This is a genomic window from Methanobrevibacter sp. AbM4, from assembly GCF_000404165.1.
Classification (GTDB): domain Archaea; phylum Methanobacteriota; class Methanobacteria; order Methanobacteriales; family Methanobacteriaceae; genus Methanarmilla; species Methanarmilla boviskoreani.
Genome location: NC_021355.1, coordinates 1,702,371 through 1,717,289, shown reverse-complemented (window position 1 = coordinate 1,717,289; position 14,919 = coordinate 1,702,371). Strand labels below are relative to the sequence as shown.

General features: G+C 28.7%; 16 protein-coding genes. 8 read left to right on the top strand and 8 right to left on the bottom strand.

All coding sequences use genetic code 11. From position 1 onward, the window contains the following. Positions 1–470: 470 nt before the first annotated feature. The 3 genes from ABM4_RS07325 to eif1A form a co-directional block, all read right to left on the bottom strand. Positions 471–1,070 (bottom strand): KH domain-containing protein, encoded by a 600-nt coding sequence (locus ABM4_RS07325; RefSeq protein WP_016359041.1) that lies wholly within the window; start codon positions 1,068–1,070, stop codon positions 471–473. Between the two features lie 265 nt (positions 1,071–1,335). Continuing rightward, entirely contained in the window at positions 1,336–2,130 is a 795-nt protein-coding gene (locus ABM4_RS07320; protein ID WP_016359040.1) for a serine protein kinase RIO, read from the bottom strand. Between the two features lie 70 nt (positions 2,131–2,200). After that, positions 2,201–2,515 (bottom strand): translation initiation factor eIF-1A, encoded by a 315-nt coding sequence (gene eif1A / locus ABM4_RS07315; RefSeq protein WP_016359039.1) that lies wholly within the window; start codon positions 2,513–2,515, stop codon positions 2,201–2,203. A 326-nt stretch (positions 2,516–2,841) separates the two neighbouring features. Here eif1A and glp point away from each other — a divergent pair, with 326 nt between their 5' ends. From glp to ABM4_RS07280, 7 genes are all read left to right on the top strand, one after another. Further along, positions 2,842–4,062, top strand: a complete 1,221-nt coding sequence (glp, locus tag ABM4_RS07310; RefSeq protein ID WP_016359038.1) for a gephyrin-like molybdotransferase Glp — start codon at positions 2,842–2,844, stop codon at positions 4,060–4,062. 18 nt (positions 4,063–4,080) lie between these two features. Beyond that, the gene (locus ABM4_RS07305; protein WP_016359037.1) at positions 4,081–4,536 is read left to right on the top strand and encodes a GyrI-like domain-containing protein; all 456 of its coding nucleotides are present in this window, start codon (positions 4,081–4,083) and stop codon (positions 4,534–4,536) included. 297 nt (positions 4,537–4,833) lie between these two features. After that, positions 4,834–5,763, top strand: coding sequence for a CPBP family intramembrane glutamic endopeptidase (locus tag ABM4_RS08810; RefSeq protein WP_016359036.1), 930 nt, complete (start codon positions 4,834–4,836; stop codon positions 5,761–5,763). Positions 5,764–6,141: 378 nt separating this feature from the next. Continuing rightward, the gene (locus tag ABM4_RS07295; RefSeq protein ID WP_016359035.1) at positions 6,142–7,527 is read left to right on the top strand and encodes an MFS transporter; all 1,386 of its coding nucleotides are present in this window, start codon (positions 6,142–6,144) and stop codon (positions 7,525–7,527) included. A gap of 170 nt (positions 7,528–7,697) precedes the next feature. Then, positions 7,698–8,234: a flavodoxin family protein gene (locus ABM4_RS07290; protein WP_016359034.1), complete on the top strand. Its 537-nt coding sequence runs from the start codon at positions 7,698–7,700 to the stop codon at positions 8,232–8,234. 124 nt (positions 8,235–8,358) lie between these two features. Next, on the top strand, positions 8,359–8,892 hold the full coding sequence (locus tag ABM4_RS07285) for a flavodoxin family protein (RefSeq protein ID WP_016359033.1): 534 nt from the start codon (positions 8,359–8,361) through the stop codon (positions 8,890–8,892). A gap of 21 nt (positions 8,893–8,913) precedes the next feature. Continuing rightward, positions 8,914–9,669, top strand: a complete 756-nt coding sequence (locus ABM4_RS07280; RefSeq protein WP_016359032.1) for a carboxymuconolactone decarboxylase family protein — start codon at positions 8,914–8,916, stop codon at positions 9,667–9,669. A 251-nt stretch (positions 9,670–9,920) separates the two neighbouring features. Here the strand turns inward: ABM4_RS07280 and ABM4_RS07275 are convergent, their stop codons facing one another. From ABM4_RS07275 to pth2, 5 genes are all read right to left on the bottom strand, one after another. Beyond that, positions 9,921–10,709, bottom strand: a complete 789-nt coding sequence (locus ABM4_RS07275; RefSeq protein ID WP_016359031.1) for a sulfide-dependent adenosine diphosphate thiazole synthase — start codon at positions 10,707–10,709, stop codon at positions 9,921–9,923. Between the two features lie 516 nt (positions 10,710–11,225). After that, on the bottom strand, positions 11,226–11,492 hold the full coding sequence (locus ABM4_RS07270; RefSeq protein ID WP_016359030.1) for an elongation factor 1-beta: 267 nt from the start codon (positions 11,490–11,492) through the stop codon (positions 11,226–11,228). A gap of 60 nt (positions 11,493–11,552) precedes the next feature. Further along, positions 11,553–11,714, bottom strand: coding sequence for a zinc finger domain-containing protein (locus tag ABM4_RS07265; protein ID WP_016359029.1), 162 nt, complete (start codon positions 11,712–11,714; stop codon positions 11,553–11,555). A 2-nt stretch (positions 11,715–11,716) separates the two neighbouring features. Next, a complete protein-coding gene (locus ABM4_RS07260; RefSeq protein ID WP_016359028.1) occupies positions 11,717–12,388 on the bottom strand; it encodes an aspartate/glutamate/uridylate kinase in 672 nt (223 codons plus the stop codon). Positions 12,389–12,414: 26 nt separating this feature from the next. Next, complete coding sequence (gene pth2, locus ABM4_RS07255; protein ID WP_016359027.1) at positions 12,415–12,753, bottom strand: aminoacyl-tRNA hydrolase; 339 nt, start codon at positions 12,751–12,753, stop codon at positions 12,415–12,417. Between the two features lie 276 nt (positions 12,754–13,029). Between pth2 and ABM4_RS07250 the strand changes: the two genes are divergently transcribed. Continuing rightward, positions 13,030–14,805, top strand: a complete 1,776-nt coding sequence (locus tag ABM4_RS07250) for a ribosome biogenesis/translation initiation ATPase RLI (RefSeq protein WP_016359026.1) — start codon at positions 13,030–13,032, stop codon at positions 14,803–14,805. The last annotated feature ends 114 nt before the right edge of the window (positions 14,806–14,919 follow it).

Sequence of the window (14,919 nt, the reverse complement as noted above, 5' to 3'; positions counted from 1 at the left end):
CTTTTTATTTAAAAAAATTAAATTTAAATAAAATCTAAAAAAAATCATTAAAAAATTATGAAAAATTGTGTTATTTTACTCTTACATATACATATATTGATTTTTATATATAATATTTTTCATATATTTTTAATATTTTTAGTTTTATAATTATTATAAATAATAGATGATATTACTATTACTATTTTAATTATGGTATCGAATTTATTTATAATAAAAATTATTACTCTTGTGTATGTTTAGATTTTTTTTATTAGTTTTTAGATAAAATATTCTATCAACTTTTATATATAAAGAATATTTCCAAGAGTATATGAAAACTAATATTTAAATCGATAATTCCTGTTAAAATTGTTTTTAGAGTTGAGATTTCGCTGTTTTTAAAAATAGTAGGTTTATTTGTTTTAATTTAAAAAATCTAATTCTTGTTGATTAATTTTAAAAAAATAGTGAATATAAGAATATTATATTCAGTCTAAATCGTCTCTAAGTTCAATTTTATCTTGGCTAATGCCTATTGATTCCTTGAACTCTTTGACTTTTCTTTCACGTTTCTTATTTTCAAGGAAACTGTAAACGGACTTATGTCTTGAACCGTTTAATATCATTTCGATCGCTTCTTTTGCAATCATAATATTTTCAAGTTTACCGATTAGTGAAACGGTCTTGCCATAAACAGCCATATCAACATCAGCCATATCAACAATAATATCTTTGGTAACTCCCCCTCTACCAATTATTCTTCCTTTTTGTCTTGCCAATGCCTTCTTATTTTTTCCAACAGCCTCAGTTAATTTTAAGACTTCTAAATACATGTCATCTTCTTTAAGTTTTAATGCTGTTTCTGGGTTAAAACCACGTCCAATAGCTTTAACAACGTAGTTGGTTTTCCAAACACCTAAAGGATCTTCCATACTTTCCTGAGGATATATGGTCACTGTACCTTCTTCACTATTGATATCGAGTATTGTGTTTAATGTATCTTCGATTGTTTTTTTAACAGAACCGTCTTTTCCAATTAAAACTCCAACACGTTCCTGCGGGATTTTTAAATAATCAGTTTCTGCCATTTAATACACCTCTTCTAATATAAAATTAATCAAATCTAGATTTATTTATTGTTATATTTATTAATTTCTAATTGTTTCAAAATCCATCTATTAAATTTATCAATCTAATATGGGTTTAAAGTTTCATTTTTAAAATGCTGATCATATTTGGAATTTTAAAATTCTTTAATCGGATTTTAATTTTAAATATGATTCCAAATTATTGAAAATAAGTAACTTAAGTAAAAAAACATCTTCAATGATAATATTTTATAGTTTAAAAAAATCATTTTTTTAGGGATAGTATTTTACCATCTTCAACTCCAATGGCAGTTTCAATCTCTTCCTTGCTCATCTGTGAACCTAGTTTCCTAAAATCATTATATAGATTTCCAATATCCCTTTTTAATAGTTCATTTGCTATAGGATTGTCTGATGTCACAGACTGTGAAACATCTATTATAACTGGTTTTTCATTAAAGTTCATTACATTGTATACAGATAAATCTCCATGTACTAGTTTCGCATCATTGATAAATTTGTAGGTTTCTTTAAGCAGGTCATCTAGAAATCTATCTACATCTTTAGGTTTTTGGTATTTTACAGTTTTAGCGGGATTTCCTTCCTCATCTCCAATAAATTCTAAAATAAGCACATTATTTAAGGAAGTTATCGGTTTTGGAACATTGACCTTTGCCTTGTATAATCTTTCAAGGTTCTTATATTCTTTATTTACCCATGCTGTGATTAATTGATGTTTATTATTAAGTCTTATTTTAAACCTAGGATCTCCATCTACATAGAAATTCATTTTTTTAAAATCAGAAGTTGCAATACGATAGATTTTTACAGCATAATATTCGTCACCCTTAATGCCTTTTAATACATTAGCCTCCTTTCCTGTGCTTATCTCACCATTTAAAATATCAAGATAATTTTGATTGGCTAGTTTATATAAGGTCTCAAGGGTTCTTTTATCAAATATGTCACTACCTACTTTTCGATCTTCATCTCCTTTTCTACGTTTTCTGGAGATGATTTTCTGGACGTCATCGTCTGCTTTGGCTATTTTATCTTTCATATAATCACATAATTTAAAAATAGTTAGGTAGTTTGAAAAATATTTTTATAAAAAAGAGTAAAAGAGATATTTACATTTTTAAATATCCTTTTCTTTCAAGCCAATTGGATTCGGTTTTGGTATATCTCCAAATAACATCAGCTTTTTCTTCACTTTGGAAATCCCATGGTTTTACAAGGATAACGTCACCTTCACGAATCCATATTCTTTTTTTCATTTTTCCAGGAATACGTGTGGTACGTATAAAACCGTCTGCACATCTAACTTTAAGTTTTCCATGCCCCATAATCTGTTCAACAACACCAGCTATTTCTCCATTTTTAGGTGTTCTAACCCTTCTGTAACTTTGTTGCTGATTATTGTTATTGTTCTTTTTATTTGCCAAGTATTTTCCTCCATTTCAAATATAATTTTTCCTAATAATTCATATAAAAATCAATTTAATTTTAAATATATAGTATTAATATTATGTTCTTTATATTATAAAAAGTTACTATATTAAATAATATTAATCTTAATAATTAATTAAAATATTCAATTAATTGAAATTTAATCATGTTTTGAATTTATTTTTATATATAAAAATTTATTAATTAATTCTTAATAATATGTATGTAGTGTAAATAATTTATTTAGAAGTTTTATTTTTATAAGTCTATATTAAATAATAAATCTATTAATTATTTTGGATAATATTTTAGAGGTGTGATAATGGGAACTGAGTTTTTAAATATTAAAGATTCAGTAGATGCTAAAAATTTGATTCAAGAGTATTTTAATAAGTATTATGAACCAGAAGGCGAGGAAATTCCTATTGAAGATAGTAATGGCCGTGTGGTATTTGAGGATATCTATGCTAAAATTGACTTTCCTCCATTTGACAGGGCATTAAAAGACGGGTTTGCAATTAAATCAGAGGATAGTTTCGGTGCTTCTGAGGAAAATCCTAAGGTACTCAAGGTAATAGATGCTCTTGAGGCAGGTTCTTATTCTAAAAAAACTGTTGAAAATGGTTTGGCTGTAGAGATAAGTACAGGATCACCTTTACCGGAAGGTGCAGATTCTGTTCTGATGTTTGAATATTCACTAAAAAATGGTGATGAGGTAGAGTTGTATACTAGTGTAACACCTACCCAGGATGTTGGTAAGAAAGGGTCTGATGTTAAAGAAGGTAATTTACTTATTAAAAAAGGCACTGTTCTTTCCGCTAGTAAAATTGGGGTTTTAGCAGCTCAGGGATTTACAACTGTTAAGGTTTATAAGAAACCTAATATTTCAATCATTTCAACAGGAAATGAATTAACTGAATTAGGGGAGGAATTAAAACCTTCTAAAATATATGATGTTAACAGTTATATGATTAAAAATGCTGCTGAATCTATTGGTGCTAGTGGAACCATTAAAGGTATTGTAAAAGATGATTACAATCAGTTAAAATCTAAAATCTTGGAATGTTTAGAGGAATATGATATTTTAATATGTTCTGGAGGAACATCTGCAGGTGTTGGGGATGTTTTAAAACATGTTTTAGATGAGATTGGTGAGGTTAAACTTCACGGTATTGCAGTTCAGCCAGGTAAGCCTACTATATTAGGGGTTATAGGTGAGAAACTGGTTATTGGACTTCCGGGAAATCCGGTATCTTCACTTGTAATATTCAATGTATTTGTTGCACCTGCGATTCGTTCTTTATTGGGTTTAAAAGAATCCTCTCTTAAAAAGGTGGAAGGCAAACTTACTAAAAGAATCCACTCTGCCATTGGAAGGGAACAATATCAATTAGTTAAATATGATGATGGTAAAGTAGAACCTATATTTAAAGATTCTGGAGCTATTTTCTCTCTTGCCCGTGCAGATGGATATGTAAATGTATCTAAAAATACTGAACTTGTTGAAGAAGGAGAAATAGTTGAGGTAAATTTATTTAATTAAATCAATGGAGAATAAACTATGGAATTTGAGGAAAAGACAATTGACGATCAATTTATAGCAGTAATCAGTAATAAAGGAACACTTGAGGCTGCGGAAGTATTATTTGCAAAATTAGCAGGATGGTTAGAGGAAGAGGAAGTTGAAACTGCCGGAGATCCTTTCATGATATTCTATAAACTTCCTGAAAATACGGAACCTGATAAGGTTGTATATGATGTTGGAGTACCTATTAAGGAATTGGTTAAAGGTAATGATTTAATAAATACTGCAAATATGATTGGTCATAAGGTATTAACTACTATCCATAAAGGTGGAAGGGAGAATATCAAGGAAACATATACTGCTTTAGCTCAATATGCGGTGGATAATAATTATGATATTATTGGTTCACCTAAAGAAGTTTATATTAAGGGTTTTCTTGAAAAAACTGATGATAAACTTACTGAAATTCAGCTTCCAGTAATTAAAATGTAAATTTATTTCAAATATCTTTTTTCCTTTTTTAGTTTTTATTGCCTTTTTAAACTTATTTTTATTTCAACATACATTTTTTTGATTCACGGATTTCTAATCTTCGCTCTCATTTTTTCTTATTGGTTTTTTAAACCTCAATTCTATAGATTGATATTTTGTTTATATTTTTATTGGAAATATGCTTTTTAATCAGGTTTTAAGATTTCATTATTATAAATTTTCTAATAAATATTATATATGATAAGAATCTAAATTAGTTGTAAGATATTTTTTACATTAGATTGAAGGAGGATTATTTTGATAAATGACTCGAATTTAGATAATGTCTTTACTGAAAATGATAATCAAGAAAATTTTGATTATAATGTGGAAAAGGGGATATTATCAAAAGTTGGATTTAGTTATTTCTTCTTGCTTTTGATAATGTTCTTTATTCCATCAATATTATTGTCTTTTACATATAATCCAAGCAATGATTTAGTTTTAGCTTACAATTTCATCGGTTTTGTTGTAGGGGCAATTGTTTTACATTATTCAAGTAAAGGTATTCCTAATTCAAAAAATTCTAAAAAGCATGATTTAAGTCTATTAAAGTATATTGCATATTTTATTATGGGTTATGGATTAATGATTTTGGGGTATAGTATTTCAAGCTTTATTCAAGGATTGTTTATTAATAATGCCTTTAATCCAATTCAAACTTTCGAATCTTCAAATATGATTGTAACCTTTTTATATGCAATATTGCTTGGACCGATATTTGAAGAATATTTCTTTAGAAAGGTTTTAATTGACAAAATAAGTAGATATGGGGAATTGTTTGCAGTTTTAGTATCTGCATTTATGTTTATGATCTACCATATGAATTTCTATCAGTTTATTGGCGTGTTCTTAATGGGGGTAGTTTTAGGACATGTTTATGTTAAAACTAGAAAGATTGAGTATACAATTACTTTACACCAATTAGCTAACTTCTTCGGATTGTTTGTTCCGATGTTAATTGGAACAAGTGTTTATGCAGGAATATTTAATTATTTCTGTATTGCTATAATGTTTTTAGCTGTTATATTATCTGCATATTTAATTTTAACAGTTAAATATGATTCTGGGGATATCGAGATACCTGAAAATAAAACATTTGGGTTTTTCTTTAAAAATGCATCTGTATGTGCTTTTATTATATTTGGGTTGTTTATAGGAGTTTTGAATTTAGGCGTTTTTGCCTAATTTCAAATTCTTATAATTTATAGTAAACATTCTAGATCCTAAGGTTTGATAAAACTTTTATAAGATTTTAACATTCCTATTAAATTTTAACTAATTTTGGAATATTTTCTATCAAAATAAGATTTTAATATCTTATTTTTTCTTTTTTTTAATTTTATTAAGTATTAATCAAATTTAAAACATGGGTTATAGTTTTTATTTGAGGATATTTTTTAATGTTTGGTTTTTATTGTCCCATTTCACTTTTAATTCCCTTTTATTTAAAAAAATAATTTCTCAATCAATTTAGGGTATATGGTTTTATTTTTATGATAGAAAGTATTAATTATTAATATTACTTATATTTAATTAAGATTATAATTTTTAAAGGGGTTTAAAATGGAATCCAGAAAGTTTATAACTGTGGTTTTAACTACTACCATGGCTTCATTTATTGTGGCTTATACCTCAGTTGTTCCAGCACTTGCGTTACCTTCAATTGCAAAGGCATTTAATTTAAATAACTTTATGCAAAACTGGGTAATTAATGCGTTTTTATTTTCTGTAGCTATTTTTGCAGTTCCGACAGGTAATTTGGCTGGAAAGTGGGGTCTTAAAAAATCATTTTTATTGGGAAACATCATTTTCTTAATTGGTGCTGTAATCACGTCCTTTGCATTTTCACCAATGTCATTGATTTTATTTAGGGCTTTTCAAGGTGTTGGTGCAGCACTTATTTATAATACCGTTATGAATATTGTTGCTGTAGCCATTCCTGAGGAAAATAGGGGAAAGGCAATTGGTATTGTTGTTGCTGGTGTTAATTTAGGTTTGGTGCTTGCTCCAACTTTAGGCGGTATATTAACTTATAACTTAGGCTGGGAAAGTATATTCTTATTTACAGTTCCATTTCTTTTATTAATCATTCCTATAACTTACCTTCTTATTTCCGAAGAGTGGAAAATAGGGGAAAATGATAAATTTGATGTTAGGGGCGGAATCCTTTGGATGATTACAATATTTCTTTTAATCTATGGATTTACTTCAATTAACCATATTGATGGAATTGTAATGTTAATTTCAGGTATCTTTCTTTTAGTTCTATGGAATTATTTAGAATTACGTGTTAAAAATCCAGTATATGATGTAAAAGTTTTTGAAGATAAAAGATTTAAATATGCAAATTTATCCTCATTTCTAATTTATATCGGTTCATACTTTGTAACCTATGTTTTAAGTTATCATCTACAGTATATCTTAGGATGGAATTCGGAGATGGCAGGATTGTTGCTAATGGTTACTCCAATTATACAGATCGTTATTTCCCCATACATGGGTAGACTTTCTGATAAAGCAAATCCTTTAAAAATTGCATCATTAGGTATAATATTAATAGTATTCTCATTAGTAACACTTGACCTCCTAATACGATTGCCTGATTCACTTGTTATTATAGTTTTATCCATGATCTTTTTAGGTGTAGGTATGGGAGTTTACACATCACCTAATACGAATGTGATAATGAGTTCTGTAAAACCGGAGGATACTCCAACAGCATCTGTTTCAGTAACGATTATTAGGGTTATAGGTCAATCAACAAGTTCTTCACTGCTAATTATTATATTTACTATGATAATGGGAAGTGTGGAGATTATTCCTAAATACTATGGTTTATTATCTTTAAGTATTCACTGGACATGTATAATAGGTACTATCCTTTGTATATTTGCTTTGTTTGCATCTTTAATCGGATATAAATATTCTTTAAATATGAAAAATCCTTAACGGGATCTTTTCTATTTTTTTTATGGGGAAGTATGGGTTTCTTTAGATGTGGAAAATCCTAGTGGGGTTTTCTATTTTTTTTACAAAACTTAATATATATATTAAAATAAATAAAAATTTATATATATTTATTACATAATTATAATTAATGGCTTAAGTGTGGTGTAGATATGGGAAAGGATATTTTATATATTATATCAAGTCCTCGTAAAGGAGGAAATTCGGATTTATTGGCAGATCAATTTATAAAAGGTGCGGAGGAATCTGGTAATACTGTAGACAAATTATATCTTGTAGATAAAAATATGGGTTATTGTCGTGGTTGTATGGAGTGTGTAAAAAATGGGGAATGTATAATAGACGATGATGTATCTAAGATATTAGATAGAATGATTGCATCAGATGTAATTGTACTTTCAACTCCGGTTTATTTCTTTAGTATGAATAGCATTATGAAGACATTGATTGATAGAACAATTACAAGATATGATGAAATCACTAATAAAGAATTTTACTATATTGTAACTGCATCTATTGAGGATGAGAAATATTTAAAAAATACATTTAGGCCCCTTAGGGCATTTACTGATTGTTTGCCTGGTTCAATCCCTAAGGATAAAATCGCAGCAACTGGCATTACCGAGAAAGGTGCTGTGTTAAATAGTCCTGTATATGATGAGATTTATGAAATTGGCAAAAAGGTGTAGTTTAAAAAGTTAAAAAGTTAAAGAATTTAAATAACTTTATTAAATAATTTAATCATCAACTTATTTGAGAAAATCGTTATAGTCTTTATAATTTTAAAAAATATAATATCTTTGAGGTGAGTACATGAAGATAGTTGTGTTAACAGGTAGTCCACATAAAAATGGTACAAGTTTTCTTCTTGCAGATAAATTCATTGAGGGTGCAGAGGAATCTGGTCATGAGGTTTATAGATTTGATTCAGCATTTAAAGATTTAAATCCTTGTCTTGGTTGTAATCATTGTTTACGCCATAACTCTATATGTATACATGAGGATGATATGAGGGAACTTAACCCGAAACTTATAGAGGCAGATTTGATTGTATTCTGTACTCCGTTATACTATTTTGGAATGACTGCACAGATTAAAATGGTCATAGATAGATTTTATGCTAATAATTTAAAACTAATGAATGATAAAAAAGCTGTTTTATTAGCAACTGCGGCAGATAATCTTGACTGGACCATGAGTTCACTTGAGTATCATTATGAGACTATATGTAAATATCTGGGATATGAAAATAGGGGAATTATTCTTGCAACAGGATGTAATGTAAGAAGTGATATTGAGATGACTGATTATCCTAATCAGGCTTATGAGTTAGGAAAAAATTTATAAATATTGTTTGGAGGTAATTATATGGATTATAATGAAAAGGCTTTGGAAAGCATTAAAGAGTTAAATCCTGATTTTAATTTAGAACTGGAAACCACAGATCAGGAATTCATTGAACTTTTTAGAAATTTTTTATTTGGTGAGGCTAATGTTGAAAGTAAATTGGATAAAAGAAGTAAATTTCTTGTAATACTTGCTACACTTATTACAAACCAATCATATAAACTTTATTTGAAAGTAGTTAAAACAGCATTGAATAATGGAATTAAACCTGTTGAAATTAAAGAAGTGTTATATCAATCCACCGCGTATATAGGTATGTCAAAAGTCTATGATTTTTTAGATTTGACCAATAAAATATTTAAAGATGAAAATATTAGCTTGCCCTTAGAAAGTCAATCAACAACTAATTTTGAAAACAGAAGAGATGAAGGTTATAGGATTCAATGTGATTATTTTGGAAAGGAAAACATTGATGCTATGTTTAATAATGCTGTTGAAGGTCAAGAACATTTTAATGAATTTTTAGCAGATTACTGTTTTGGAGATTTCTATACCCGTAAAGGTTTATCAGATCAGGATAGGGAATTAATAACCTTCACTTTCATTGCCAATTTACGTGGTTGTGAAAATCAATTGAGAGGTCATACTGCTGGTAATTTGGCTGTTGGTAATGATAAGGATAAATTAATTTCGGCTATAACAATTATGTTACCATTTATAGGTTTTCCAAGAACTTTAAATGCTGTAGCTATTGTCAATGAGATTTGCTCAGATTAATCTTTTCCGGATTAATAAAAAAAGTATGCTTTTAAAGTTCTTTTTTACATTCTTAATTTTATTAAATCTTATGATACTTTTTTTATTTTTAATTAATTGTTTTAAAAGTAGTTTATTTTATAAGTTTTATTATTGACTATTTTTTATTTTTAATGGCTTAAAATAGTATATTTTAAAAATTGGTATATTTTTTCTTTTTTTAATAGATATTTTAGAATAGTTAAAGAGATTATCTTTAACTATATTATTATCTATTCTCTATTTTCAAGATCCTCCGCAACTTTTTTAGCTACATATTCTCCTGAAAGTAACATTCCACCAAATATTGGACCCATACGTGGAGAACCATGTACAGCATTTGCAGCCATTCCTGTAACATATAATCCAGGGTAAATTTCAGTAACATTCTTTAAAATATTACCCTCAGCACGGTCAGCCCACATAGAACCTTCTCCCATGACGGTTCCAGTCTGGGTTTTAATTTTCCTACCTAATTTTTCGGTAACGATTTTAGTTACTTCGGTTGGATGTCCTGTAGCATCAATTAAAGCTTTTGATCTCATGGTCAATGGGTCAATATGTAATCCTGCCATTTCAACAGAACTCCAGTTTAATACTACTCCATTGATTCCGTTTTCTCTAATTAAAACATCTTCAATAGACATTAAGTTAAATATTTTAAGACCTGCTTGTGTAGCTTTTGATGTTAGGGTTGAGGTTGATTCAATGGAATCTACTATATAATATCCTTCCTCATATTCTTTGGATCTGATTCCAAATTCATCAAGGATTCTTTTTCCTTCTTCTTGAACGACGACTTTGTTGAACATCATTCCGCCACCCCACATTCCGCCACCAATGCTGAGTTTACGTTCGAATAATGCTACTTTATATCCTGCTTTTGCAAGATAATATCCTGCTACAATTCCTGATGGACCTCCTCCACCAATAGCTACGTCCATATCTGTATAGTCTAATAGATCTTCCATATATTCTTTAACAATTCCTTTTGTAACTGTTATATCATCTAGTTTTACCATTTTTTTAAAACCTTTAAAATTTTTGTGAATCAATTGCTTCACAATAGTTATTTAATTTTAATAGTTAAAGCTTTTTTCTATTATTCCCTTTTTATCTTAGAATTTATTTAATAATTTAAATCTACGCTCTAAAATAACCTTAATTTTTTTAATTAATTTAATTTTAACAATTAATTCTATTTTGTTTAATGGTTTTTTTGAAATGTTTTTAGAAATTGATTTTTAAAAAACGAATTTAATTTATTATAATTAACTTTAAATTAGTTTGAAACTGATTATTTTAAAAATAAAGTTTAAATTATCATTTATCAAAATTCAAAATAATTTTGTTATTGATTGATAAAATCCCAGAAAACAAGTCTTAAATTAGTTCAATAAACTATAAGTTTTTTTTTAAAACAAGGTATTTTTTTAAAAAACAGTATTTTAATAGATTATGTCATTGAAAAGCAGTATAAAGCTTTTAAAAATAAAAATAAAATTTAAAAAAGAGTAATTAAATTCCAGTTAAGGAATTTAAATTAATCCAACATCTGTAATTTCAGCACTGTTAATATTGTCAAGGTTTCTGATAGCTTCTTCGGTAGGTTCAGTTCCACCTTCGCTATCGTCAACAATAAATTTTACATTTAATGCTACTAATCCAAAAGCAATTGGTTCTTCTTCAATAGCATGTAATTTTGCTTCTTTAGGAATAACATTAGTGATGTTGGTTTTTAATTCTTCTAAATCTACTTCCGGACTTTCAGGCATTACTTTTAAAGTTGCTAAAACTTCTCCCATTATAATCTCCTCTTTAATAATAAATTTTAATTTTAGTATTGATTTTTTAATATTTTAATCTTATGGTCCTTGGAAACCACAATCACATGTGTAAGTGTGACCAAAGGTACGACATTTTTCGCATCTTGCGATTACTTTACCACATACTGGACATTTGAATTGTACATATGGTTCAGTAAGTGGAATTTCTTGTTTACAAGATTGACATATTACTTTTTCCATCTTTAAACACCTTTAATTAATGTATATTTAAAATTGTAATTATGGTCTTTATCTTGAATTATAGAGTATACTCTATTAGGATATTTCCCATTTACAATAAAACAATCAGTCCCGAATTTTATAAGCAACGAAGGCAGCATTAAGTCAACTGATGTTTCATCAAAAGTTAGTAGTTTTTTTGCATCAATTTCATTAATAAATTTTGAACCTTTCGTATTTGGTTTTCGGGTATATATACCATTTACATTTGTAACTATTAAAAGCTTTGCATTTAGAAGGTGTGATATGTATGCTGAAATTGAGTCGGAGGTTACTTCCCATGAGTGTTTGAATGGTTCATTTTCTTTTAATATTTCACTACATATTAATATGGGGATTTTTCCTAAATCTGATATTTTGTTAGCTTCCTCAAGAGTGTATGCAATTTCTGTATGTTCTATTTTATCGTTTAATAATTTTGATATTATTGTCATACATTCTATAGCTGTTTCATCGGTTACATCGGCAGAAAATCCTTTATTTTTATCATATCTTCGAATTAAATTGGCAAATTCTCCCCCACCTGTAACAATAAGTGATTTAGTACCCTTTATTTTTTCTGCAACCTTTATGGCATCAGTTGGAAAAAGGCTACCCCCAATCTTCACTACCCATTCAATAATAATATCACCCATCTTGTTTTTTGATTTTATTAGCAAATCTAAAGTAGTTTTAAATCTCCAGTTATTTTATCAATTATCTCATCCTCATCAGGACCGATGCCTAAACAGGTAATTGTTGAGGAGGGTATCTGTGTTCTTCCAGCATCGGTAATTAAACAATTTGAGATATTGTTTCTTTTAGCTATTTCCTTAAGTTCATATAATTCCTCAAGGGATTGAACCTTTAAAACTACCTTGGCACTACCGGAATTTTCCCATTTTCTAATCTTTTCTTTGTCTGTTTTTTTATAGGACCCAATTGCTGCATGGCAACATTGTGCGGCAATCTTTCCTTTTCCCATTTTTAAATCATTTCTAACTACAATTGCTTGTTTCATTTATATTCGTCCAATTCTTATATTTGAAAAATAGTTATTATAATATATCTTAATTATTATTTAATTAATCTTATGAATTTTTAATGTGCTTTTAATTTATCTTTTATAAATTTTTTATATGATGATTGATATAAATAATATATTATATTTAAGTTGTTTCTTAAATTATTTTAAAAAATTTTAATTTATTAAAATCTTTTTTATTAATCTAATTATAATTATTTGATTAAATGATTATTATTTTATTTAGAATTATTTTTATATTAAGGAGATAGTATGAGCCGTATTTCTATATTAGATAAGGAGAAATGTCAACCTAAAAAATGTAATTATGTTTGTATTGATTATTGTCCTGGAGTAAGAATGGAAGAGGATACTATAATTATTGATGAGGATACTAAAAAACCACTTATTTCAGAGGAATTATGTGAAGGATGTGGAATTTGTACCAATAGATGTCCATTTGATGCTATTTCAGTAATCAATTTACCTGAGAAATTAGATGATCCTATTCACAGATATGGTCAGAACATGTTCGAATTATTCCATCTTCCAACCTTGAAGGAAGGTAGTGTGGTTGGTTTACTTGGACAGAATGGTATTGGAAAATCCACAATAATGAGAATTCTATCTGGTGAACTTATTCCTAACCTTGGTGACTGGGAAAGTGAAGCAAGTTGGGATAAGGTCATTGATTATTATAGTGGTTCTGCACTTCAATCCTATTTTAAGAAGTTGGCTGCAGGTGATATAAAGGTTATCCATAAACCTCAGGCCGTAGATGTACTTCCTAAAGTTGTGAAGGGAAATGTTCGCGATTTGCTTACTAATGTTGATGAGAGGGGTAAACTAGATTATGCAATTGAAAATCTTAATTTAGAATCTGTTATTGATAGGGAAATGTCTAAATTAAGTGGTGGTGAACTTCAAAGAGTAGCTATTGCAGCGTCAATACTCCGTGAAGGGGATTTCTATTATTTCGATGAACCTACATCATGGTTGGATGTAAGACAAAGATTAAATGCTGTTAAGGTTATCCGTTCACTTGCAGAGGAGGGCAAATCCGTTCTTGTAATTGAACACGATTTAGCAACACTTGATGCATTATCTGATAATATCCACATCTTATATGGTAAACCTGGAGGATATGGTGTTGTATCTGGTATGAAAGGTGTAAGGGTCGGAATAAATGCCTATATTAATGGTTACTTGAAAGAAGAAAATGTCAGAATGAGAAAAACACCTATCGAATTTACAATTCGTCCGCCTACTCCTGAGGACGACGGTGATGTATTGACAGGATATGAAACTATTAAAAAGGATTATGGTGGTTTTAAAGTAGAGGCAGAGGCAGGTGAAATATTTAATGATGAGATTGTAACTGCATTTGGTTCTAATGGTATTGGTAAAACAACCTTTGCAAAGATGCTTGCAGGTGAAATTAAGCCTACCGAGGGTCAAGTGGATACCGAGGTGGAAATTGCATATAAACCACAGTATATTGTAACCGACTTTGAAGGTAGGGTTCAGGATTATCTATATATGAATGCCCCTAACTTTGGCTCAAATATCTTTGAAAGCGAAATTGGTGAACCTTTACAATTAAAGGAGTTACTTGATAAGGATGTTAAAAACTTAAGTGGTGGGGAACTCCAACGTTTAGCTATTGCAACTACTTTAGCACAGGATGCAGAGTTATACCTTTTCGATGAGCCTACTGCATTTTTGGATGTGGAGCAAAGACTGGTTGCAGGTAAAGTTATAAGGAAAATAGTGGAAAGTAGAAATGCTGCAAGTTTGATAATAGATCACGATATTGTATTTATTGATTATATATCTGATAGGGCTATGGTATTTAAAGGAAAACCGGGTATTGAAGGTCATGCAACATCCCCTGCGGATTTAAGAACTTCAATGAATACTTTCCTATCCGATTTAAATATTACATTTAGACGTGATAAAGAAACTAAACGTCCACGTGTTAATAAGTTGGACAGTTATCTTGACCGTGAACAAAAAGAAGCTGGAGAATATTATTACTTAAAAGATTAATTACCTTTAATCTTTTCTTTTTTTATTTATTGAAACTTATTAGAATTCAACTTTTAATTTTGTGTTTGAATAATAATTATTTTTTTGAATGATCTTATAATTTATCTGATTTTA